Consider the following 22,685-nt stretch of genomic DNA (forward strand, 5'->3'; position numbering starts at 1 on the left):
GAAGTCTCAATGCTTTCGGTCAAACACATCACCAAGCGCTACGGCACGCAGTCGGTGCTACGCGGCATTGCGCTGGACGTGGCGCAGGGCGAGTTCATCAGCTTGCTGGGGCCATCGGGCTGCGGCAAGACGACGCTGCTGCGCATACTCTGCGGCATCGAGACGCCCGACAGCGGCAGCATCCATTTGCGCGGCCAAGACATCACCGCGCTGGAAGCCTCGCAGCGGCGCTTTGGCGTCGTCTTCCAGTCCTACGCCTTGTTCCCCAACTTGAGCGTGGCGGCGAACGTGGCCTACGGTCTGCAAGGTATGAAGCGGGCGCAGCAGCACAGCCGTGCGCTGGAGATGCTTGACCTGGTCGGCCTGGCCGATCAGGCGCACAAGTACCCGTCTCAGTTGTCCGGCGGCCAGCAGCAGCGCGTGGCCTTGGCGCGTGCGCTGGCGCCGCAGCCGCCGCTGCTCTTGCTGGATGAACCGCTCTCCGCGCTGGATGCACAGGTGCGTGTCAGCTTGCGCGGCGAAATCCGCCGCCTGCAAAAGCAGTTAGGCATCACCACGCTGATGGTCACCCATGACCAGGATGAGGCGCTGTCGATGTCGGACCGCGTCGTCGTCATGCACAAGGGGCAGATCGAACAGACCGGCACACCGCAGCAGCTTTACTCGCGGCCGGCGAGCGAGTTTGTGGCCGGTTTTGTCGGCAAGATGAACCTGATGCCGGCGTTGGTGGTCGGGCGCAACCGGGCCCGTGTCGGTACACAGGACTTGCACTGCGATATCGAGGCCTTCAAGACCGGCAGCCCCTTGCTCTTGGGTCTGCGGCCCGAGGCCATCGGTTTGCGGCCTTTCGTTGTCGACGCGGAGCCAGGGCCAAGTGCGAGCCTGAACAGCTTGCGCGCCGAGGTGCTGGAGACGGTGTTCCTGGGCCCTTGCACCTTGCTGCGTTTGCATTGTGAGGCCTTGGGCGGCCTCATCATCGAGGCCGAATTGCCGAGCTCGGATGACGCGACTCTGCCGGTTTGGCTGCAGGGTCAGGTCTTGATGGAACTGCCTGCTATGAGCATTCGCGGCCTGGCGCAGCCGCTCTCAACACTGCGCGCCGCATGAAGATGAAGAGCAATATCAGCGAGCGCGGCCCTCTGGCGCTGCTGTTGAGCGTGGGCCTGCTGGTCTTGGGCATAGGCATTGCCTTGCCGGTCGGCAGCTTGTTGACGATGAGTTTTTACGGCGCCGATGGCAGTTTCGCCGGGCTGGCCAATTTCAGCGCCTATCTGAGCGGGCCGAACGTGGGCCGATCCTTGTTCAACAGTATGTGGCTGTCGGCCTTGAGCGCCGTGATCAGCGTGAGCTTGGCCTATGGCTATGCCTACGCGCTGACCCAAACTTGCATGCCGGGGCGGCGCTTCTTTCGCGCGGTGGCCTTGCTGCCCATCCTGGCACCTTCGTTGTTGATGGCGATCAGCCTGATCTATCTGTTCGGCAACCAAGGCTTGTTGAAGAACGCCTTGGGCTTTGAATCCATCTACGGCCCGCCCGGCATCGTCATTGGCTCGGTGCTGTGGACGCTGCCGCATGCCTTGCTGATTATGTTGACGGCACTGGCCACCAGCGACGGCCGCTTGCACGAGGCGGCCGCCAGTTTAGGCGCCGGCCGCTGGCGGATCTTCCTCACGGTCACGCTGCCGGCCAGCCGTTACGGGCTGCTGATCTCGCTGGTGGTCGTGTTCGTGATGGTCTTGACCGACTTTGGTGTTCCCAAGGTGATTGGCGGCAACACCCAAGTGCTGGCGACCGACATCTACAAGCAGGTGATCGGCCAGCAGCGCCTGCAGATGGGCGCGGTCGTGGCCCTCTTGCTCTTGCTGCCTGCGGTGCTGGCCTTCTGGGTCGAGCAGCGCCTGCGCCGCGCGCAAGGCGCGGCGCTGACCGTGCGCGCCGTGCCCTATCAACCCACGGCCAGCGCTGGCTTGGACGGCGTGATGCTGCTTTATTGCAGCCTGATCGCCTTGCTCTTGATCGCGGTGATGGGCGTGGCCGTGTTTGCCGCGTTCGCGACTTACTGGCCCTATAACTTGGCGCCGTCCTTCAACAACTTTCGCTTCGACATGATGGATGGCGGCGGCTGGGCCAGCTACGGCAATTCGATCAAGCTGGCCTTGGGCTGCGCGGTGCTGGGCGCGGGCCTGACCTTTTTGAGCGCCTATCTGGTCGAAAAGCCGCGCCGCTTTGCCGCCGGGCGCGGTCTCTTGAACGCGATGGCCAGCTTGCCGATGGCGGTGCCGGGTCTAGCCCTGGGCCTTGGCTATATCTTGTTTTTCAACGCTGGCTGGAATCCGCTGCACGGCCTTTACGGCAGCTTGAGCCTGCTGATCATCTGCACGGTCGCGCATTTCTACTCGGTCGCCCACATCACGCAGCTGGCGGCGCTGCGGCAGCTGGACCCCGAATACGAGCTGGTTGCCGCGTCCTTGGGCGTGCCGTTTTGGACCACGCTGTGGCGCGTGCATTTGCCGGTCAGCCTGCCGGCCATGATGCAGGTGGCCGCCTATTTCTTCATCAATGCGATGACGACGGTGTCGGCGGTGGTGTTCTTGTATTCGCCCGAAACCACGCTGGCCTCGGTGGCGGTGCTGGCCATGGACGACGCCGGTGACATCGGCCCGGCTGCGGCGATGGCGGTGCTGATCTTTTTGACCGCTGCCTTTGGGCGCTTTTTGATCGCGCTGCTGGAGCGCGTGTTGATCAATCGCACGCAAGCCTGGCGTGCTCGTTGAGTTCTCTTTCTTCTAAATTTCTATCGCAACTATGAAATACGACCTCCTGGTGGTCGGCGCCGGCATCGTCGGCCTGGCCCATGCCTATACCGCCGCCCGGCGCGGCTTGAAGGTGCTGGTGTTGGAGCGCGACGCGGCCTGCGTCGGCGCCTCGATCCGCAATTTCGGCTTTGTCACCGTGACCGGCCAAAAAGCCGGTGCCAGCCATGCCAGAGCGCGTCGCTCCCGCCAGGTCTGGGCCGAGGTGGCGCCACTCGCCGGCATCGATGTCGTGCACACCGGGCTGTTCCTGGCTGCCGAGCGGCCCGAGGCGCATGCGGTGCTCCAGGCCTTTATGGCGACCGAGATGGCCGAGGCTTGCGAGCTCTTGAGCCCGGCCGAGGCGGCCGATCGCAACGCAGCCCTGCGCACCGAACATTTGCAAAGCGTGCTCTACAGCCCGCATGAGTTGCGGGTCGAGTCGCGGACCGCGATCCCGCGCTTGACCACTTGGCTGGCCACCGCGCATGGCGTCGAGTTTCGTTTCGGCGAGGCGGTGCTGGCGGTTGACACGCCCCATGTGCAGACGGCGCGCGCCAGCTACCAGGCCGAGCGGGTGGTGGTCTGCGGCGGCGCCGAGTTGAACGGTTTGTTCGCCAACAGCTGGCTGCCGCATCGCCTGCGCATGTGCCAATTGCAGATGTTGCGGGTGCGCCCCGAGCCCGGCTTCAAGCTGCCCGCCTCGGTGATGGGGGATCTGAGTCTGGTGCGTTACGAGGGCTACTCGGAGCTGAAGGAGGCGAGTGCCTTGCGCGCACGGCTGGAGCAGGAAGAAGCCGCCAGCCTGGCCCACGGCATCCATCTGATCGTGGTGCAAAGCGCCGATGGCTCGCTGGTCGTCGGTGACTCGCACCATTACGGCCCGGTTTTGCCGCCGTTCGCGTCCGAAGAGGTCGATGCGCTGATCCTGCGTCATCTGCGCATGAGCCTGCACATCAAGAACGTCGAAGTGACCGAGCGTTGGGTCGGCACCTATCCCTCCTCGGCCACCGAGCCCTGTCTGGTTGAGGCGCCCGCCGCCAACACCCGCTTGGTCACGGTCACCAGCGGCACCGGCGCCAGCACCGCTTTTGGGCTGGCGGAAGAAGTTCTCAACAATTGGTAAGCAGCGATGAGCAACAACAAGAATATGCAGCACTTGCAAGCGGTCGTGTTCGACTGGGCCGGCACCATCATCGACTTCGGCAGCTTGGCGCCCATGGGCGCGTTTGTCCAACTATTTGCCCGTTATGACGTGAGCATCAGCATTGCCGAGGCGCGTGTGCCCATGGGTCTGGCCAAGTGGGACCATATCCATGCGCTGGGTAATCAGCCTGATATTGCGCAGCGCTGGCGCCAGGCGCATGGGCGCGACTTTTCTGATGCCGATTGCGATGAGCTGTACGAGGTCTTCACGCCGATGAACCAGGCCAGCGTCACCCAGCACGCCAGCCTCATTCCAGGCGCTTTGGAGACGGTGGTGGCCTTGCGCGCGCGGGGGTTGAAGATTGGCTCAACGACCGGCTACAACCGCCCCATCATGGACGTTGTCGCGCCGCTGGCCGAGGCGCAAGGCTACAAGCCCGACAACCTGGTCTGCGCCGGCGATATGGCCAGCGCGAGACCGGGGCCCCTGATGATGGTGCGCACGCTGTCGGATCTGGGCGTTTGGCCACCGGCGGCGGTGGTCAAGGTGGATGATACCGTGCCGGGCTTGCAAGAGGGCAGGGCGGTCGGCGCCTGGGTGGTCGGCTTGGCCGTCACCGGCAACTGCCTGGGGCTGAGCGAGGCCGAATGGCTGGCCACGCCGCCCGAGCGGCAAGCGCTGCTGCGGGCGCAGGCGCATCAACTGCTGCTGGACGGCGGCGCGCATTTTGTGATTGACGGGGTGGCCGACTTGCTGCCGCTGATAGCCGAGATCGAGCGCCGCATGGCTGCGGGCGAATTGCCCGCCTGAACAGTAGTTTTTGGCCGGCCTGAGACAATGCCGGCCATGAATGAATCAGCAACTGTCAGTACAGATCGCCCAGACGGCTTTGTGCGCGTCCAGGCCGCGCTGGCGCAGGCCCGCCATCCCTATGCACCGCAGTGGTTGGAGGTGGCCGCACGCACCTCGCAAGAAGCGGCCGATGCCTTGGGCGTGAGCTTGGGGCAGATTGCCAAATCGGTGGTGTTCAAGCGTAAATCGGATGAGGCCGCCGTGCTGGTGATCACCTCGGGTGACAAGCGCGTGGACGAGAAGAAGCTTGCCCCCCACACCGGGGCGCTGGGCCGCGCCGATGCCGACTACGTTAAGGCGCGCACGGGCTTTTCCATCGGCGGCGTGTCGCCGCTGGGTTTTGCGCCGGCCGCTGATGCGTCGCTGCCCTTGCTGTTTGTCGATCAAGAGCTGTTTCGCTTCGATGTCATCTGGGCTGCAGCAGGGCACCCCAATGGCGTTTTTCAGATGTCGCCGGCCGAGCTGGCCGCCTTGACCGGCGCGCCGGTGATCGATGTGGTGCAAGCATGAGCAGCGTGTCCGCGATCGCCGGGGCGGTTAAATCGCCTTGCACCAATGTCTGCAAGATCCACCAGCCCACCGGCTGGTGTGAGGGCTGCGCCCGCACGATTCCTGAAATCACGGTCTGGTCCAAGGCGGCCGACGCCACCCGCCTGGAAATTCTCGACCGCTTGCCGCCGCGCCGCGAACATTTGCTCAATTTGGGCATCTTCACCGCCGCCGAACAAACCCACGAGCCCTGAAAGGCCAAGCCGCACCATGAAACATCTGCGTTTTTATTTCGACCCGATCTCGCCTTACGCGGCACTGGCCTTCGAGCGCCTGCCCGAAGCCTTGAGCGGCATCAGCTACAGCGTCGAGTACCGGCCGATTCTGTTTGCGGCGCTGCTTCACGCCCTGGGCCAAAAAGGTCCGGCCGAAATCGAGCCCAAACGCCAGTGGACCTTCCGCCAGGTGGCTTGGGCGGCCCATCAGCTGAATATCCCTTTGCAGGTGCCGGCACAGCACCCGTTTAATCCTTTGCCGCTGCTGCGCCTGGCTTGGGCCTGTGCGCCGGCCGGCGGTACGCCGAACCGGCTGCAGGTCGAGAAGATCTTGCACCATGTCTGGCGCGGCGAGGGCGCCGATGCGAATCAGGCCGAACGCTTGGCGCTGCTGACGCAAGACCTGACCCCGCAGCGCGATGTGGCCAGCGAAGAGATCAAGGAAGCCTTGCGCAACGCCACCGAACAAGCGCTGGAGCTGGGCGTGTTCGGCGTGCCCACCATCGAGGTGGACGGCCGCTTGTTCTGGGGCTTGGACTCGCTCGACATGCTAGCGGCCTATCTGCGCGGTGACCCTTGGTTTGAACAGGGGGCCTGGGATGCCGCAGCCAAAGCCCGTCCGGGCGTGCGCCGGGCCAGCAGCGCCAAGTGACCCAGGACTTACCCTTGATCTGGATTAAATTTTGCATTGCGAAATCCTAAGCAAGGGTTTCAGCGGGTTTTGTAAGCAAGCGTTCAGCGCGGTGTCAGAGTGGGGTCAGAGGGCGCTTCCATAGTTGCGGCCAAGAGCTGCCGGTCGGTGGTTCTCAGGCAAATATTTGGAGACATCCACCATGGCAACTGCAACAGCAGTCTCCACGAGCAACACGCCAATGACGGGTGAAGAGAAGAAGGTTATCTTCGCCTCCTCGCTGGGCACCGTGTTCGAGTGGTACGACTTTTACCTCTACGGTTCTTTGGCGCCAATTATCGCCAAGCAATTCTTCTCGGGCCTGGACCCGCAAGCGGCGTTCATTGCGTCCTTGCTGGCCTTTGCCGCCGGCTTCATCGTGCGCCCCTTCGGCGCGCTGGTGTTTGGCCGTTTGGGCGACATGATCGGTCGCAAGTACACCTTCTTGGTGACCATTTTGATCATGGGTCTGTCGACCTTCATCGTCGGTGTGCTGCCGAATTACGCCACCATCGGCGCAGCCGCCCCGGTCATCTTGATCGGCCTGCGCATGCTGCAAGGCTTGGCGCTGGGTGGTGAGTACGGCGGTGCCGCAACCTATGTGGCTGAACATGCGCCACAGGGCAAGCGCGGTGCTTACACCTCCTGGATTCAAACCACCGCAACGCTGGGCTTGTTCCTGTCGCTGATGGTGATTCTGGGTACCCGCACGCTGATCGGCGAAGCCGCCTTCGGTGAGTGGGGCTGGCGCGTGCCTTTCATCGTGTCGATCTTGCTGCTGGCCATCAGCGTCTGGATTCGCTTGTCGATGAACGAAAGCCCAGCCTTCCAGAAGATGAAGTCCGAAGGCAAGACTTCCAAGGCGCCGCTGTCCGAGTCCTTCGGTCAGTGGAAGAACCTGAAGATCGTCATGCTGGCGCTGTTCGGCCTGGTCGCCGGTCAGGGCGTGGTCTGGTACACAGGTCAGTTCTATGCGCTGTTCTTCCTGACCAGCGTATTGAAGGTGGAGATGTCGGCCGCCAACATCATGGTCGCGATCTCGCTGCTCTTGGGCACGCCTTTCTTCGTGATCTTCGGAACGCTCTCGGACAAGATCGGCCGCAAGCCCATCATCATGGCCGGCCTGCTGCTCGCCATCGTCACCTACTTCCCGCTGTTCAAGGCGCTGACCAACGCTGCCAACCCTGATCTGGCCAAGGCACAAGCCACAGCGCAAATCACGCTGACTGTGGACACATCGACTTGCTCCTTCCAGGGCAGCCCGATCGCTCGTGAAGTTGACTTCACCAGCAGCTGCGACATCGCCAAGCGCGCTTTGGCTCAGTCTTCCGCCAGCTACGAAACCCTGCCCGGCCCAGCCGGCTCGGTGGCCGTGATCAAGGTCGGCGACAAGGCCATCACCGGCCTGAACGCTACCGTGATGGCCGGCGGACACAAGTTCGACGAAGCCAGCGCTAAGGGCATCGCCGCCTTCAAGAAGGAACTGAGCGAAGCAATGAAGGCTGCCGGCTACCCCGCCAAGGCCGATCCTGCCAAGATCAACCAGCCCATGGTGGTCGCGATCCTGTTCATCTTGGTCCTGTATGTGACCATGGTCTACGGCCCGATCGCTGCGATGCTGGTGGAGTTGTTCCCAACCCGTATCCGTTACACCTCGATGAGCTTGCCTTATCACATCGGTAACGGCTGGTTCGGTGGACTGCTGCCTTCCATCACCTTCGCGATGGTTGCGCAAAACGGCAACATCTACCACGGCCTGTGGTACCCAATCGGCGTCGCTGCCATGACGCTGGTGATCGGCCTGCTGTTTGTGCGTGAAACCAAGGATGTGGATATTTACGCCAACGACTAAGCCAAAGCTCCTCAGCGAGCCAAACGCTTGAGTTACACGGGGCGGCCTTAGGGTCGCCCTTTTTCAATTGGGCTTTGCCAAAGCGCTCTCAGGCTGGAGTCAGCAAGTTCGGTAACAATAAAATTTGCTGCTAACCTTTTCTTTGTACTGGAATCGAATCATGTGGAAATTACTCGTCGGCTTTGCTGCTTTTGCTGCCCTGGCCATCTTTATCTTGATGAAGAGCGGTGGAAACGTTGATATGAGCGGAGAAAAGCACGACGTGGCCGCACCGCATGTCGAAGAGTCAGCTTCGGCTGCTTCGACCCCTGCTTCGGTGCCAGCCCCCGCTTCCGCCGCATCCAACTAAAGATTGCAGCAAGATCCTCGAAGCGCGGCGCTCTTGACCTAGGTCAATGACCGCTGCATGCCGCAGGCCTACCCTGCGGCATGCGCAAGCTCTATCGAACATTGGCGGGCAAGCTCGCCCTGATTCAAACCACATTCTTGGTCGTGGCGCTAGCCTCGATCGCCTTCACGCTTTGGGTGTCATGGCAGTTGGAGGGCGGGGCGGGTGCCATCAACGAGGCCGGCCGCATGCGCATGCTGACCTACAAGCTGACGCTGATGCATCAGGCCGGTGAACATATTGAGGTCGCGCAAGGTGTCGCAAGCTTTGATGCGATGGTCTTGAGCCTGCGGCGAGGGGACCCCTCACGACCGCTCTTCATTCCCGACAATCAAACCAGCCTGGACCGGTTCAAAGAGGTCGAGCGGGCCTGGTTGCCGCTGCGCGGCAAGTTGCTGGAGCCCACCGAAGGCCCGGCGCTGCGCAGCCAGGCCGATCAATTTGTCAACACGGTCGATGCCTTTGTTTCGGCCATCGAGAATGCCATCGCCACCCGTACCGCCTTGCTCGGCGGCCTGTGTTTCGGCTTGGTGGTGCTGGTGGCTGCCGCCTCGGTGGTGTTTGTGTCGGGCACTTTTGTCTGGATCATTCAGCCCTTGCAGCGCTTGCGTGATGGCCTGAAGCAGATGGCGGCGCGCGACTTTTCGCTTCGCATCGATGAAAGCAACACCGTCGAAGAGTTCAGTTCACTGGCCTTGGGTTTCAACGCCATGGCCGACGCGCTGGAGGGTTCTTACCGGGGCCTGGAACACAAAGTGGCCGAGAAGACGGCGGATCTGGCACGCCAGAACGAGCGTTTGGCCGCACTGTATGACGTCGCCCTGATGGCGGTGCAAAGCCAGCCCAGCACCCAGGACTTGGCGCAAGAGTTCGCCGCGAAGATCTGCCGCATTTCAGGCGCCGATGCGGCCGCCGTGCGTTTGGCGGCCGAGGACGGCGAACGCCTGTTGATGTTGGGTCATCACCGGCTGCCGGCCAGCATGGTCGAGGCCGAAGCCTGCGTGCGCAGGGGCGACTGTGCCTGCGGCGAGCATCTGGAGACCGTGGCCGGCGCGCGCATCATTCCGATTCGGGCCTTGGGCCAGCGCAAGCTCAAGCATTGCGAGGCGGCCGGCTATCAGACCGTGGTCGCGATTCCGATGCGTACGCCCAACCGCACGGTCGGCGAGGTTGAGCTGTTTTTTTACGGCGAGCGAACCATCTCGGAGGAAGAACGTCATTTGCTGGACGCCTTGGCGGGCCAGGTAGCGACGCAGCTGGACAATCTGCGTCTGGCCTCACGCATGCGCGAGATGGCGGTCAGCGAGGAGCGCAATTTGATGGCGCAGGAGCTGCACGACTCGATCGCGCAGTCGCTTGCCTTCTTGAAAATCCAGGTGCAACTGTTGCGCCGCGGGATCAAGGAGGGGCACTCGCAGGAAGTGGAGGCGAGCTTGGCCGAAATTGATGCCGGTGTGAAGGAAAGTTATGCCGATGTGCGCGAGTTGCTCTTGCACTTCCGCACCCGGCCCGACCAAGAGGATATCGCGCACGCGCTGCGCAGCACCTTGTCTAAATTCGAGCTGCAAAGCGGGCTCAGCACGCAGCTGACAATGGCCGGGCAGGGCGTGCCCTTGCCGCCTGACCAGCAGGTGCAGGTCTTGCATGTGTTGCAAGAAGCGCTCTCCAATGTGCGCAAACATGCCGGTGCAAGCTCGGTGGAGTTGCGCGTCACGCAGTCGCCGCAGTGGCGTTTTGAGGTGCGCGATGATGGCGCCGGCTTCGACGCGCTTGCCGGGCGTTTCGATGAGACCCATGTCGGCCTGCACATCATGCGCGAGCGTGCCCAGCGCATCGGCGCCACCTTGCAGGTGAGCAGTCAGGCGGGGCAGGGCACGCAGATCAGCCTGACGCTGCCGCCGCAGGGCCGCAGTTCAGCGCCCGACATCAGCCTTGTGGCCGATGTTGCCCCGGATCCCGGACTTGCCGCTAGGTCCGTTTAAGTTAACCGTTTGCATGCCATGACTATTCGCGTAATGGTGGTCGATGACCACAGCCTGTTTCGCCGCGGCCTGACCGCTCTGTTGACCCATGAGCCAGGGCTGGAGGTGGTGGGGGAGGCGGCAGACGGCGTCGAGGCCTTGCGTCGGGTCAAGGAGCTGCAACCTGCCGTCGTGTTGCTGGACAACCATATGCCCGGTGTGCGCGGTGTTGATTTGCTGCCCGGCTTGTTGGAGGTGGCGCCCGAAACCCAGTTCATCATGTTGACGGTCAGCGAGGACGAAGAAGATCTGGCCGCCGCCTTGCGCGCCGGTGCGGCCGGCTATTTGCTCAAGACCATTGACGGGCAAGACCTGGCGGCAGCGATCCGCCGTGCCGTCGGCGGAGAGTCGGTGGTCAGCGCCGAGATGACGCACAAACTGGTGCGTGCCTTCAAGGCGTCCACAGCGGCTGCGCCACCCCCTTCTGCAGCCAGCGCGGCCGAGGAGTCTTTGCTGTCGCCGCGCGAGCAAGAGCTGTTGCGCGAAATCGCACGCGGCGCCAGCAACAAGGAAATTGCCCGCACGCTGGGCATTGCCGAGACGACGGTGAAGATCCACGTCCAGCATATTCTGCGCAAGTTGAACCTGAGTTCGCGCGTGCAGGTGGCGGTCTGGGCGAGCGAGCGGGGCCTGGGTTAGCTCAGGCTGGCCTATTGCGGGCCGGGCTTCATGAGGCCGGCACCTTGATCAAACGCAAACTTAAGCGCCGGCTAGTTCGATGGAACTATGGCCGGCGTGGTGTCATCGTCCTTATGGCGGCCTGGCGCCAACCCTTGGAAGGATGTTCGCCGAGACGATGATCCTGGACAGTCACAGACATAGAAAAGAGGAGAACCTCCATGTCTGTGAACCCCGCAAGTCCTGTTGGCGCCAGCGTCGATGCATCAAGCCAAGGCCGCAAGGCGCTCAGCGTCTTGATCGTCAGCACGCTGGCTTTTACCGTTTGCTTTATGGTCTGGATGATGTTTGGCGTGATCGGCATCCCGATCAAGAAGGCGCTGAACCTCAATTCGACCGAGTTCGGCCTGCTGACCGCGATGCCGGTCTTGAGTGGCTCGCTGATCCGCGTGCCGCTGGGCATTTGGACCGACAAATTCGGCGGCCGTATCGTCTTCTTCTGCCTGATGATGGCTTGCGTCTTGCCCATCTGGCTGATGAGTTATGCCACGGCCTACTGGCATTTTCTGGTGATTGGCCTGTTTGTCGGCCTGGCTGGCGGCTCGTTCTCGGTCGGCACGCCTTATGTGGCGCGCTGGTTCCCGAAGAATCGGCAGGGTTTTGCGATGGGCGTGTTCGGTGCCGGCAACTCCGGCGCGGCGGTCAACAAATTCGTCGCCCCTGGCCTGGTCGTGGCCTTCGGCTGGACCATGGTGCCGCATGTCTATGCCGCCGTGCTGCTCGGCACCGCCATCCTGTTCTGGTTCTTCAGCCATTCGGACGACAAACATCTGGTCGCCAGCAATGCCAGCTTCGTATCGCAGCTGAAGGCCTTGAAGGACCCACGGGTCTTGAAGTACTGCCAGTACTACTCCATCGTGTTCGGCGGTTATGTGGCCTTGAGCCTGTGGATGGTGCAGTACTACGTCGGCGAATACGGCCTCGATATCCGCGTCGCCGCCTTGCTGGCCGCCTGCTTCTCGCTGCCCGGCGGCGTCTTGCGTGCGGTGGGCGGCTGGATGTCGGACAAGCATGGCGCGCACAACGTCACCTGGTGGGTGCTGTGGGTGAGCTGGATTTGCCTCTTTATCTTGTCCTACCCGCAGACCGACTTCACCGTGATGACGGTCAATGGCCCCAAGACCTTCCACATCGGCCTCAATGTCTATGCCTTCACCGGCTTGATGTTCACGCTGGGCATTGCCTGGGCCTTCGGCAAGGCCAGCGTCTTCAAGTACATCAGCGATGACTACGGCGCCAATATCGGCACCATCTCCGGCATCGTCGGTCTGGCCGGCGGCCTCGGCGGCTTCGTGCTGCCCATCATGTTCGGCGCCTTGATGGACCTGACCGGCATCCGCTCCAGCGCTTTCATGCTGATGTATGCGGTGGTCTGGGTCTCGCTGATCTGGATGTATTGGACCGAAGTACGCAAGACCGAAATGATGGGCAAGAACGCCCCCGCTTCGCCAATTTCGCAGTCCTTCGCTCGCTGAGTCGAGCGTCAATAAAGGAACACATAGCTATGAACACGATGAGCAAGGCCGGCGCACCCGTCGCCGATGGCGGCTCGGCAGATATTGCCGACTGGCGCCCTGAGGACGAAAAATTCTGGGAATCCACCGGCAAGAAAATCGCCTACCGCAATCTCTGGATATCGATCCCTGCGCTGCTCTGCGGCTTCGCGGTCTGGGGCATGTGGGGCATCATCACAGTGCAGATGCTCAACCTGGGCTTCCCCTTCAGCAAGGACGAGCTGTTCACGCTGACGGCGATTGCCGGCATCTCGGGCGCCACCATGCGCATCCCGGCCTCCTTTTTGATCCGCATGGCGGGTGGGCGCAACACGATCTTCTTGACCACCGCGATGCTCTTGGCTCCTGCCATCGGCACTGGCGTCGCGCTGCAGCATCCCGAGTGGCCGCTGTGGGTGTTCCAGCTGATGGCGCTGTGGTCGGGCGTGGGCGGCGGCAACTTCGCCTCCTCGATGTCGAATATCAGCCCCTTCTTCCCCAAGCGCTTGCAGGGCACGGCGCTAGGCTTGAATGCCGGTCTGGGCAATTTCGGCGTCACGACCATGCAGATCGTGATCCCGCTGGTCATGACGGTCGGCCTGTTCGGCACCTTGGGTGGCGAGTCGCGGCCGCTGATCAAGGACAGCGGTTGGATTCTCGGCAAGATCGTGGCCGGCACCCCCACCTGGATTCAAAACGCCGGCTTTGCCTGGGTCTTGTCGCTGGTGCCGCTGTCGATTCTGTGCTGGTTTGGCATGAGCAATCTGAAGACGGTATCGCCCGAAACAGGCTCGCCCTTGACCGCTTTCGGCAAGATTATCTATCTGTATTCGCTCGCCTTCGTACCTTCGATCGCGATGCTCTATCTCTACCTGCCAGCACCGACCGGCTTGGGCCTGCTGAATATGTGGGTGGCGATCCCGCTCGACATCATCGCCGCGCTCGTGGTGATGAAGCTGGCCGCCTTTGGCACGATGAAAGAGGGCGTTACCAAACAGTTTGCGATCTTCAAGAACAAGCACACCTGGGCGATGACGGCGCTTTACGTCGTGACCTTCGGCAGCTTCATCGGCTTCTCGATGGCCTTGCCACTGGCGATCACGGTGATCTTCGGCTTCATCCATGCGCCCGATGCGGCCGGCGTGCTGCAACACGCCTTGAAGAACCCTAATGCTCCGTCGGCACTGACCTATGCTTGGATCGGGCCCTTCGTCGGCGCGGCGGTGCGGCCGATCGGCGGCTGGATCGCCGACAAGGTGGGCGGCTCCATCGTCACGCAAGTGATCTCGGCCATCATGGTGTTCGCCTCCGCAGCGGTTGGCTACGTGATGATGCAGGCCTACCAATCAAGCACGCCGGAGCAGTACTTTTCGCTCTTCATGGGGCTGTTCATCCTGCTGTTCGCCGCCACCGGAGTGGGCAACGGCTCGACCTTCCGCAGCGTCGGTTTCATCTTTGACAAGGCCCAAGCGGGCCCGGTACTGGGCTGGACCTCGGCCGTCGCCGCTTACGGCGCCTTCATTGCACCCGTGCTGATCGGCCAGCAAATCAAGGCCGGCACGCCGCAATACGCGTTCTACGGCTTCGCGGTCTTCTACGCCGTCTGCCTGATTTTGAACTGGTGGTTCTATCTGCGCGCCAACGCGTACGTCAAGAACCCATGAACGAAGCGCAAACGAAGAACAAACGACAAAACAAGGAATAGACCATGAGCCACTTCCTCGACCGATTGAACTACTTCGCGTTGCCGAAGGAAACGTTCTCCAATGAACACGGCGTCACCACCGCCGAGGACCGCACCTGGGAAGAAGCCTACCGTGCCCGCTGGCAGCATGACAAGATCGTGCGCTCCACCCATGGCACCAACTGCACGGGATCTTGCTCCTGGAAGATCTACGTCAAGGGCGGCATCGTCACCTGGGAAACTCAGCAGACCGATTACCCGCGCACGCGGCCGGATCTGCCCAATCATGAGCCACGCGGTTGCGCTCGGGGTGCGAGTTACTCCTGGTATCTGTACAGCGCCAATCGGGTCAAGTACCCGATGGTGCGCGGCTCCTTGCTCAAGCATTGGCGCGCCGCACGCGGTGTGGCCAAGAGCCCGGTCGATGCCTGGACCAACTTGGTCGAAAACCAGGAACAGCGTACGGAATGGCAAAAAGACCGTGGCCTGGGCGGCTTTGTGCGCTCGACCTGGGATGAGGTCAACGAGATCATCGCATCGGCCAATATCTACACGGTCAAGAAGCACGGGCCCGATCGCGTGATCGGCTTCTCGCCGATCCCTGCCATGTCGATGATCAGTTATGCCGCCGGCAGCCGCTATCTGAGCCTGATGGGCGGCGTCTGCATGAGCTTTTACGACTGGTATTGCGACCTGCCACCGGCCAGCCCGCAGGTCTGGGGTGAGCAGACCGATGTGCCCGAGAGCGCCGACTGGTACAACTCCAACTACATCATCGCTTGGGGCTCCAACGTGCCGCAAACGCGCACGCCGGACGCTCACTTCTTCACCGAGGTGCGCTACAAGGGCGCCAAGACGGTGGCGGTGACGCCGGACTATTCCGAGGTCGCCAAGCTGGCCGACATCTGGATGCACCCCAAGCAGGGCACCGACGCCGCGATCGCGATGGCGATGGGCCATGTGATCTTGAAGGAGTTCTACTTCAAGGATGGCGGCAAAGGGCGCTCCACCTATTTCGACGATTACGCCCGCCGCTACACCGACCTGCCGCTGCTGGTGAAGATGAAGAAGACCACGACCGCCGATGGTCGTGAGCTGCTGGTGCCCGACCGCTATCTGCGCGCCAGCGACTTTGGCGGCAAGCTGGGCCAGGACAACAACCCCGACTGGAAGACGCTGGCCTTTGACACCGCCGGCAAGGTGGTGTTACCGAATGGCTCTATCGGTTTCCGCTGGGGCGCCGGCGACAGGCCCGACCTTGGCAAGTGGAACCTCGAGTCCAAAGAGGCCGTGCATGACAGCGACGTCAAGCTGAAGCTGTCGGTGCTCGAAGATGGTGAGCAGGCGCATGAAGTCGCCACCGTCGGCTTCCCCTATTTCGGCGGCATCGACACGCCGAATTTCCAGTCCAACAAGCAGCAAGACGTGCTGAGCCGGAACGTGCCGGTGGTGCGCCTGAAGCTGGGCAAGCATGAAGATGCGGCCGAATGCCTGGTCGCAACCGTGTTTGACTTGCAAGTGGCGCAGTACGGCATCAACCGTGGCCTGGGCGATGACTGCCCGAGCAGCTATGACGACAACCTGCCCTACACGCCAGCCTGGGCGGAGTCCATCACCGGGGTGAAGCGTGAGCAGATCATCACCGTTGGCCGTGAGTTCGGCGACAACGCCGACAAGACCCGTGGCAAATCGATGGTCATCATCGGTGCGGCGATGAACCACTGGTACCACTGCGATATGAACTACCGCGGCATCATCAATATGCTGATGATGTGCGGTTGCATCGGCCAGTCTGGCGGGGGCTGGGCCCATTACGTCGGCCAGGAAAAGCTGCGCCCGCAGACCGGCTGGACGGCGCTGGCCTTTGCGCTCGACTGGATCCGCCCACCACGGCAGATGAACTCGACCAGTTTCTTCTACGCCCACACCGACCAGTGGCGCTACGAGAAGCTGGATGTGTCCGAGATCTTGTCGCCGCTGGCCGACAAGGCCAAGTACGGCGGCAGCCTGATCGACTACAACGTGCGCGCCGAGCGCATGGGCTGGTTGCCGTCCGCGCCGCAGTTGCAGACCAACCCGATGCAGGTGGTCAAGGACGCGGCCGCTGCCGGCATGGACGCCAAGGACTATGCCGTCAAGAGCCTGAAGGACGGCTCGCTGCGTATGAGCTGCGAGGACCCGGACCACCCGTCCAACTGGCCGCGCAATATGTTCGTCTGGCGCTCCAACATCCTGGGCTCCTCGGGCAAGGGCCATGAGTATTTCTTGAAGCATCTCTTGGGCACGACCCACGGTGTGCAGGGCAAGGATCTGGGCAAGGATGATGTCAAGCCGGAAGAAGTGGAATGGCATGCCAAGGCGCCCGAGGGCAAGCTGGACTTGCTGGTGACGCTGGACTTCCGCATGAGCACGACCTGTCTGTACTCGGACATCGTCTTGCCGACTGCGACCTGGTATGAGAAAAACGACCTCAATACCTCGGACATGCATCCCTTCATCCACCCGCTGTCCACCGCCGTGGACCCGGCCTGGCAGGCACGCAGCGACTGGGAGATCTACAAGGGTTTTGCCAAGAGCTTCAGCGAGCTATGCGTCGGCCATTTGGGCGTCGAAAAAGAGCTGGTCTTGACGCCTTTGATGCATGACACGCCGGCCGAATTGGCCCAGCCTTTCGGGGTGCAGGAGTGGAAGAAGGGCGAGATCGAGCTGATCCCCGGCAAGACCGCGCCGCAAATCGCCGTGGTCGAGCGCGACTACCCGAATCTGTACAAGCGCTTCACCGCACTCGGTCCCTTGATGAACAAGGTCGGCAACGGCGGCAAGGGCATCAGCTGGAACACCGACACCGAGGTCGAACAACTCGGCGACTTGAACGGTCGTGTGCGCGATGAAGGTGTCACCAAAGGCATGCCGAGAATCGAGACCGACATCGATGCGGCCGAGGTCGTCTTGCAACTCGCCCCCGAGACCAACGGCCATGTGGCGGTAAAGGCCTGGGAGGCGTTGTCTAAGCAGACCGGCCGCGAGCATGCCCACTTGGCGCTGCACCGCGAGGACGAAAAGATCCGCTTCCGCGACATCCAGGCGCAGCCGCGCAAGATCATCTCCAGTCCGACCTGGTCGGGGCTTGAGAGCGAAAAAGTCAGCTACAACGCCGGTTACACCAATGTGCATGAGCTGATCCCATGGCGCACTCTGACGGGCCGCCAGCAGTTCTACCAGGACCACCCCTGGATGCAGGCCTTCGGCGAGGGCTTCAGCAGCTATCGGCCGCCTGTTGATTTGAAGACCCTGGTGGAAGTGCAGGGGCTCAAACCCAATGGGCATACCGAGATTGCGCTCAACTTCATCACCCCGCACCAGAAATGGGGCATTCACTCGACCTATAGCGACAACATCATGATGCTGACGCTGAACCGGGGCGGCTCGGTGATCTGGATCAGTGAGGACGACGCGACAAAGGCTGGCATCGTCGACAACGACTGGGTCGAGTTGTTCAACGCCAATGGTGCGATTGCGGCGCGCGCCGTGGTCAGCCAGCGGGTCAAGAACGGCATGGTGATGATGTACCACTCGCAAGAGAAGATCATCAACACACCGGGCTCGGAGATCACCGGCACGCGCGGCGGCATCCACAACTCGGTCACCCGCATCGTCACCAAACCGACCCACATGATTGGCGGTTATGCGCAGCTGAGCTACGGCTTCAACTACTACGGCACGATTGGTACCAACCGCGATGAGTTCGTGCTGGTGCGCAAGATGGCCAAGGTGGATTGGTTGGAAGAAGCAGTTGAGGGAGAACACGCATGAAGATACGAGCTCAAATCGGCATGGTGCTGAACCTGGACAAGTGCATTGGTTGCCACACTTGTTCGGTCACCTGCAAGAACGTCTGGACCAATCGCCCCGGCGTCGAATACGCCTGGTTCAACAATGTTGAGACCAAGCCCGGCATCGGCTACCCCAAGGAATGGGAGAACCAGGACCGCTGGAACGGCGGCTGGCACCGCAAGGCCAATGGCGCGATCGAGCCGCGCCAGGGCGGCAAGTGGAAGTTGCTGATGCGCATCTTCTCCAACCCCAATCTGCCCGAGATCGACGACTACTACGAGCCCTTCACCTTCGACTATGACCATCTGCAGTCGGCGCCTAAGTCGAAGGCGCCGCCGACGGCCCGCCCGCGCAGCCTGATCACCGGCAAGCGCATGGAGAAGATCGAATGGGGTCCGAACTGGGAAGAAATTCTCGGCGGCGAGTTCGCCAAGCGCAGCAAGGATCAGAACTTCGAGAATGTACAGAAGGAGATGTACGGTCAGTTCGAAAACACCTTCATGATGTATTTGCCGCGCCTGTGCGAGCATTGCCTGAACCCGGCCTGCGTGGCGTCTTGCCCCTCGGGCTCGATCTACAAGCGCGAGGAAGACGGCATTGTCTTGATCGACCAGGACAAATGCCGCGGCTGGCGTATGTGCGTGTCGGGCTGCCCCTACAAGAAGATTTACTACAACTGGCAGTCGGGCAAGGCTGAGAAGTGCATCTTCTGCTATCCCCGCATCGAGGCCGGCCAGCCGACCGTGTGTTCGGAAACCTGCGTCGGAAGAATCCGTTACCTGGGCGTGCTGCTGTATGACGCAGACCGTATTCAAGAGGCCGCCAGCGTCGTCAATGACAAGGATCTGTACCAGGCGCAGCTGGATATCTTCCTCGACCCGAACGATCCCAAGGTGATCGAACAGGCGCGCAAGGACGGCATCCCCGACGCCTGGATGGCCTCTGCCCGCAAGAGCCCGGTCTACAAGATGGCGGTCGAGTGGAAGGTGGCGTTGCCGCTGCACCCCGAGTACCGCACGCTGCCTATGGTCTGGTATGTGCCACCGCTCTCTCCAATCAGCGCTGCTGCCAATTCGGGTCAGCTTGGCATCAACGGGCAGATCCCGGACGTCAAGCAACTGCGCATTCCGGTGCAATACCTGGCCAATCTGCTGACCGCCGGCGATGTGCCGCCGGTCGAACGGGCGCTCGAGCGCATGCTGGCGATGCGTGCGTATCAGCGCAGCAAGCATGTGGACGGCGTCGAGAACAAGGCGGTGCTGGATCAGGTCGGCCTGCTCAAGCACGAGGTCGAGGACATGTACCAGACCATGGCGATTGCCAATTATGAAGATCGCTTCGTGATCCCGACCACGCACCGCGAATATGCGGAGAACACCTTTGATGTGCGCGGCGGTTGTGGCTTCAGCTTCGGCAATGGCTGCTCCGACGGGCAGACCGAGACCAGCCTCTTCGGTGGCCCCAAGAAGCGCACGATTCCGATCAAAGCGACCGTCTGAGGCAGAGCAAATGAAAACATCGATTTTTTCTATGTCCTGCCGCGTACTGGCCCGGGTGCTCGACTATCCGCACGCCGAAATGCGCGCAGCCTTGCCGGAGCTGTTTGCCGTGCTGACGGAGGAGGGCGCCTTGAGCCCCGCCCGTCTGGCGGAAATGAAGGCCTTGATGGGGACGCTGCAGCAAGGCGACGCCTACGAAGTCGAAGCCCGCTATGTCGAGAGTTTTGATCGGGGCCGCGCGACCAGCCTGCATATGTTCGAGCATGTACATGGCGACTCGCGCGACCGTGGGCCGGCTTTGATCGACCTGCAGCAGACCTACGCCGCCGGCGGCATGTTTTTTGAAGCCAGTGAGCTACCGGATTACTTGCCGGTGGTCTTGGAGTTCGCGTCCACCCAACCACCCGAGACAGCCAAGGCTTTTCTGGCCGAGATGGCGCATATTCTGAACGCCATCCACAGCGGCCTGATCAAACGTGACAACCCCTATGCCGCCGCGATTGGCGCGGTTTTGGAGTTGGCCGGTGAGAAGCCGCAAGCGGTGCAAATCACCGTTGACGAGGCGCTTGATGAGGCTTGGCAAGAGCCGGCTGCCTTTGATGGCTGCTCGTCCAAAGGTCAGAGCAAGCCCGGTGCGTCTCAGCCAATTCATATCGTTAGAAAAACAGCCCCCCATCAGGAAGGAGTGCGACCATGAATTCACTCGACTTTGCCCTCTTTGGCATCTATCCCTATATCTGCCTGGCCGTCTTTCTGGTCGGCAGCCTCTTGCGCTTTGATCGCGACCAGTACAGCTGGAAGAGCGATTCCTCGCAGCTGCTGCGTGCGGGCTCGCTGCGCTGGGGCAGCAATCTGTTCCATGTCGGCGTGCTGTTCCTGTTTTTCGGCCACACCTTCGGCATGTTGACGCCGCACTTCATGTACGAGCATTTCATCAGTGCCGGCAACAAGCAGCTGATGGCGATGATCAGCGGCGGCATCGCAGGCGTGCTGGGCTTTGCCGGCGTCTCCATCCTCTTGCATCGGCGCCTGAGCGATGAGCGCATCCGCATCAACTCCAAGACCAGCGACATCTTGTTGTTGGTCTTGCTGTGGATTCAGCTGGCCCTGGGCCTGGCGACCATCCCGCTGTCGGCGCAACATCTGGACGGCGGCATGATGATGAATCTGGCTGGTTGGGCCCAGCGTATCGTGACCTTCCAGTCCGGCGCCGTGGAGCTGCTTGCTCAAGCTTCCTGGGTCTTCAAGCTGCATATGTTCCTGGGTATGACGGTGTTCCTGGTCTTCCCCTTCACCCGCTTGGTGCATGTGTGGAGCGGCTTCGGCACGGTGGCATATTTGTTCAGGCCGTATCAGATGGTGCGCAGCCGGCGTTTGTCGCTGCCACCTGGCCATAACCAGCCGCAACAGCATTGATAGTTAGAGGAGGTTGCTATGAGCCAAGAACAAGGATGTGGCAGCGGGAGCTGCGGCTGCGCCAGCAAGGCGCCGGCTGTTGACGATGTCAAGGTGGCCGTGGCGATGGTCAACGGCGTGCCCTTGCATGGTGAAGGCGAGTCGCCCGACCCGGAGGCGCTGCGCCAACGGGCCTATAGCGAGTTGCTGCGCCAGGCTGCGCAGCGTAAGGGCTTGCTGGCGGTCGGTGATCTGCCTTCGCTGGACGGCGTGCTGAGCGAGGCGGCGTCCGATGCCACTTTGGCCCTGCTGGAGCGCGAGCTGCAATTGCCCGAGCCCGATGAGGCCAGCTGTAAACGCTATTTCGACGCCCATCCGGCCCGCTACCATGTCGGCGAAAAGGTTCAGGCCAAACATATTCTGTTTGCCGTAACGCCGGGTGTCGACGTGCCGGCGCTGCGTGGGCGAGCCGAGGCCTTGCTGGTGACGCTGCGCTGCGAAGCGCTGAACAGCCCCGCATTTGCCACGGCCGCAGCCGAAAACTCCAACTGCCCAAGCGGGGCGGAAGGTGGCGATCTGGGCTGGCTGGAGGCACAGGACTGCGCGCCCGAGTTCGCCTCAGCCTTGTTCGCGCAAGACGAAGCGAACGCCCATATCGGCGTGCTGCCGCGCCTGATCACCACGCGCTTTGGCTTTCACATCATCCAGGTGCTGGCCCGCGAGGCCGGGGTGGCCCAGCAGTTCGAGTCCGTCAAGGGCGCGATCGGGCAGGTCTTGCGCCAGCAGGCCTATATGACGGCGCTGCGCCAGTACCTGAGCTTGCTGGCGGGTGAGGCGGAGCTGCTGGGGCTAGAGCTGGATACGGCGGACTCACCGCTGTTGCAGTGATTTTCAGGGTCAGGCTATGAGCGACGAACTACTGACCCGTCTGCGCCGGTTCAACACCGACTACTTCCCGCAGTACCAGGCGCAGTTCAAGGATCTGGTCGATCAGGGCCAGCATCCGACCACGCTCTTCATCGGTTGCTCCGACTCGCGTCTGGTGCCCTATATGCTGACCGGCGCCGGGCCGGGCGAGCTCTTCATGGTCCGGAATGTCGGCGCTTTTGTGCCCCCGTACGATGGTTCCAGCGGCCTGCACGGCACCGCCGCCGCGATTGAATACGCGGTCTTGGCGCTGCATGTCCAGCACATCATCGTTTGCGGCCACAGCCATTGCGGCGGTATCCGCGCCTTGTACGGCGAGGTGCCCGCCGAGGCCACCAATCTGAAGTCCTGGCTGGAACTGGGCCGCGAGGCGACCTTGCCAGTGCAGCTCAGCGATGAAGCGCTGCGGCGCACCGAGGAGCGCTCGGTGGTGTTGCAGTTGGAGCGCCTGATGGACTACCCGATGGTGCGCTCCCGCGTCGAGGCGGGGCAGATCGCCTTGCACGGTTGGCACTGCGTGATCGAGGCCGGCGAGGTCAATGTGTTTGACGTCAATCTGGGGCGCTTTGTGCCGGCCTCTAGCGCCGAACACAGCGGCACCGGACCTTACCGTGCGCATGCCGAAGACCCTGGCGCCTTGTTCAATGAAATCGATGACGCCTGGGCGCCCAAGGCCTAAATCCTTAGCT

The 22,685-nt window shown here is 62.0% G+C and carries 19 protein-coding genes; all 19 read left to right on the forward strand.

All coding sequences use genetic code 11. The features are described 5' to 3' along the window. Nucleotides 1–9: 9 nt before the first annotated feature. Complete coding sequence (locus PRZ03_RS06015; protein WP_273599463.1) at nt 10–1,107, forward strand: ABC transporter ATP-binding protein; 1,098 nt, start codon at nt 10–12, stop codon at nt 1,105–1,107. Continuing rightward, nucleotides 1,104–2,774: a putative 2-aminoethylphosphonate ABC transporter permease subunit gene (locus tag PRZ03_RS06020; RefSeq protein ID WP_273599464.1), complete on the forward strand. Its 1,671-nt coding sequence runs from the start codon at nt 1,104–1,106 to the stop codon at nt 2,772–2,774. Before PRZ03_RS06015 ends, PRZ03_RS06020 begins: the two co-directional genes overlap by 4 nt. Nucleotides 2,775–2,805: 31 nt before the next feature. Further along, complete coding sequence (locus PRZ03_RS06025; protein ID WP_273599465.1) at nt 2,806–3,918, forward strand: TIGR03364 family FAD-dependent oxidoreductase; 1,113 nt, start codon at nt 2,806–2,808, stop codon at nt 3,916–3,918. A gap of 6 nt (nt 3,919–3,924) precedes the next feature. Continuing rightward, nucleotides 3,925–4,749: a phosphonoacetaldehyde hydrolase gene (phnX, locus tag PRZ03_RS06030; RefSeq protein WP_273599466.1), complete on the forward strand. Its 825-nt coding sequence runs from the start codon at nt 3,925–3,927 to the stop codon at nt 4,747–4,749. Between the two features lie 36 nt (nt 4,750–4,785). Then, entirely contained in the window at nt 4,786–5,301 is a 516-nt protein-coding gene (locus tag PRZ03_RS06035) for a YbaK/EbsC family protein (RefSeq protein ID WP_263533253.1), read from the forward strand. Next, nucleotides 5,298–5,534, forward strand: coding sequence for a DUF1289 domain-containing protein (locus tag PRZ03_RS06040; RefSeq protein ID WP_273599467.1), 237 nt, complete (start codon nt 5,298–5,300; stop codon nt 5,532–5,534). The genes PRZ03_RS06035 and PRZ03_RS06040 overlap by 4 nt, the downstream gene beginning before the upstream one ends. Before the next feature lie 16 nt (nt 5,535–5,550). Then, complete coding sequence (locus PRZ03_RS06045) at nt 5,551–6,207, forward strand: 2-hydroxychromene-2-carboxylate isomerase (RefSeq protein ID WP_273599468.1); 657 nt, start codon at nt 5,551–5,553, stop codon at nt 6,205–6,207. Between the two features lie 181 nt (nt 6,208–6,388). Further along, the gene (locus tag PRZ03_RS06050) at nt 6,389–8,077 is read left to right on the forward strand and encodes an MFS transporter (RefSeq protein ID WP_263533250.1); all 1,689 of its coding nucleotides are present in this window, start codon (nt 6,389–6,391) and stop codon (nt 8,075–8,077) included. Nucleotides 8,078–8,237: 160 nt separating this feature from the next. Next, nucleotides 8,238–8,426: a hypothetical protein gene (locus tag PRZ03_RS06055; protein ID WP_273599469.1), complete on the forward strand. Its 189-nt coding sequence runs from the start codon at nt 8,238–8,240 to the stop codon at nt 8,424–8,426. 80 nt (nt 8,427–8,506) lie between these two features. Continuing rightward, entirely contained in the window at nt 8,507–10,447 is a 1,941-nt protein-coding gene (locus PRZ03_RS06060; RefSeq protein WP_273599470.1) for a type IV pili methyl-accepting chemotaxis transducer N-terminal domain-containing protein, read from the forward strand. Between the two features lie 18 nt (nt 10,448–10,465). After that, a complete protein-coding gene (locus PRZ03_RS06065) occupies nt 10,466–11,125 on the forward strand; it encodes a response regulator (protein WP_273599471.1) in 660 nt (219 codons plus the stop codon). 200 nt (nt 11,126–11,325) lie between these two features. Further along, on the forward strand, nt 11,326–12,639 hold the full coding sequence (locus PRZ03_RS06070; protein WP_273599472.1) for an MFS transporter: 1,314 nt from the start codon (nt 11,326–11,328) through the stop codon (nt 12,637–12,639). A gap of 29 nt (nt 12,640–12,668) precedes the next feature. Then, nucleotides 12,669–14,321, forward strand: coding sequence for an MFS transporter (locus PRZ03_RS06075; RefSeq protein WP_273599473.1), 1,653 nt, complete (start codon nt 12,669–12,671; stop codon nt 14,319–14,321). Nucleotides 14,322–14,365: 44 nt separating this feature from the next. Continuing rightward, complete coding sequence (locus PRZ03_RS06080; RefSeq protein WP_273599474.1) at nt 14,366–18,154, forward strand: nitrate reductase subunit alpha; 3,789 nt, start codon at nt 14,366–14,368, stop codon at nt 18,152–18,154. Continuing rightward, on the forward strand, nt 18,151–19,674 hold the full coding sequence (narH, locus tag PRZ03_RS06085) for a nitrate reductase subunit beta (RefSeq protein WP_273599475.1): 1,524 nt from the start codon (nt 18,151–18,153) through the stop codon (nt 19,672–19,674). Before PRZ03_RS06080 ends, narH begins: the two co-directional genes overlap by 4 nt. A 10-nt stretch (nt 19,675–19,684) precedes the next feature. After that, nucleotides 19,685–20,371 carry a nitrate reductase molybdenum cofactor assembly chaperone gene (narJ, locus tag PRZ03_RS06090; protein ID WP_273599476.1) on the forward strand — a complete coding sequence of 229 codons (687 nt, stop codon included), beginning with the start codon at nt 19,685–19,687 and terminating at the stop codon, nt 20,369–20,371. After that, nucleotides 20,368–21,090: a respiratory nitrate reductase subunit gamma gene (gene narI, locus PRZ03_RS06095; protein ID WP_273599477.1), complete on the forward strand. Its 723-nt coding sequence runs from the start codon at nt 20,368–20,370 to the stop codon at nt 21,088–21,090. The genes narJ and narI overlap by 4 nt, the downstream gene beginning before the upstream one ends. Nucleotides 21,091–21,108: 18 nt before the next feature. Then, complete coding sequence (locus PRZ03_RS06100; RefSeq protein WP_273599478.1) at nt 21,109–21,957, forward strand: peptidylprolyl isomerase; 849 nt, start codon at nt 21,109–21,111, stop codon at nt 21,955–21,957. A gap of 16 nt (nt 21,958–21,973) precedes the next feature. Next, nucleotides 21,974–22,675 carry a carbonic anhydrase gene (locus PRZ03_RS06105; RefSeq protein ID WP_263533239.1) on the forward strand — a complete coding sequence of 234 codons (702 nt, stop codon included), beginning with the start codon at nt 21,974–21,976 and terminating at the stop codon, nt 22,673–22,675. Nucleotides 22,676–22,685: the final 10 nt, after the last annotated feature.

Source organism: Roseateles albus (assembly GCF_028595345.1).
GTDB classification, from domain to species: Bacteria; Pseudomonadota; Gammaproteobacteria; order Burkholderiales; family Burkholderiaceae_C; genus Paucibacter_A; species Paucibacter_A albus.

Coding starts and splice junctions, on each gene's coding strand:
- PRZ03_RS06015 (WP_273599463.1), top strand. CDS start 10: ATGCTTTCGGTCAAACACATCACCAAGCGCTACGGCACGCAGTCGGTG.
- PRZ03_RS06020 (WP_273599464.1), top strand. CDS start 1,104: ATGAAGATGAAGAGCAATATCAGCGAGCGCGGCCCTCTGGCGCTGCTG.
- PRZ03_RS06025 (WP_273599465.1), top strand. CDS start 2,806: ATGAAATACGACCTCCTGGTGGTCGGCGCCGGCATCGTCGGCCTGGCC.
- phnX (WP_273599466.1), top strand. CDS start 3,925: ATGAGCAACAACAAGAATATGCAGCACTTGCAAGCGGTCGTGTTCGAC.
- PRZ03_RS06035 (WP_263533253.1), top strand. CDS start 4,786: ATGAATGAATCAGCAACTGTCAGTACAGATCGCCCAGACGGCTTTGTG.
- PRZ03_RS06040 (WP_273599467.1), top strand. CDS start 5,298: ATGAGCAGCGTGTCCGCGATCGCCGGGGCGGTTAAATCGCCTTGCACC.
- PRZ03_RS06045 (WP_273599468.1), top strand. CDS start 5,551: ATGAAACATCTGCGTTTTTATTTCGACCCGATCTCGCCTTACGCGGCA.
- PRZ03_RS06050 (WP_263533250.1), top strand. CDS start 6,389: ATGGCAACTGCAACAGCAGTCTCCACGAGCAACACGCCAATGACGGGT.
- PRZ03_RS06055 (WP_273599469.1), top strand. CDS start 8,238: ATGTGGAAATTACTCGTCGGCTTTGCTGCTTTTGCTGCCCTGGCCATC.
- PRZ03_RS06060 (WP_273599470.1), top strand. CDS start 8,507: ATGCGCAAGCTCTATCGAACATTGGCGGGCAAGCTCGCCCTGATTCAA.
- PRZ03_RS06065 (WP_273599471.1), top strand. CDS start 10,466: ATGACTATTCGCGTAATGGTGGTCGATGACCACAGCCTGTTTCGCCGC.
- PRZ03_RS06070 (WP_273599472.1), top strand. CDS start 11,326: ATGTCTGTGAACCCCGCAAGTCCTGTTGGCGCCAGCGTCGATGCATCA.
- PRZ03_RS06075 (WP_273599473.1), top strand. CDS start 12,669: ATGAACACGATGAGCAAGGCCGGCGCACCCGTCGCCGATGGCGGCTCG.
- PRZ03_RS06080 (WP_273599474.1), top strand. CDS start 14,366: ATGAGCCACTTCCTCGACCGATTGAACTACTTCGCGTTGCCGAAGGAA.
- narH (WP_273599475.1), top strand. CDS start 18,151: ATGAAGATACGAGCTCAAATCGGCATGGTGCTGAACCTGGACAAGTGC.
- narJ (WP_273599476.1), top strand. CDS start 19,685: ATGAAAACATCGATTTTTTCTATGTCCTGCCGCGTACTGGCCCGGGTG.
- narI (WP_273599477.1), top strand. CDS start 20,368: ATGAATTCACTCGACTTTGCCCTCTTTGGCATCTATCCCTATATCTGC.
- PRZ03_RS06100 (WP_273599478.1), top strand. CDS start 21,109: ATGAGCCAAGAACAAGGATGTGGCAGCGGGAGCTGCGGCTGCGCCAGC.
- PRZ03_RS06105 (WP_263533239.1), top strand. CDS start 21,974: ATGAGCGACGAACTACTGACCCGTCTGCGCCGGTTCAACACCGACTAC.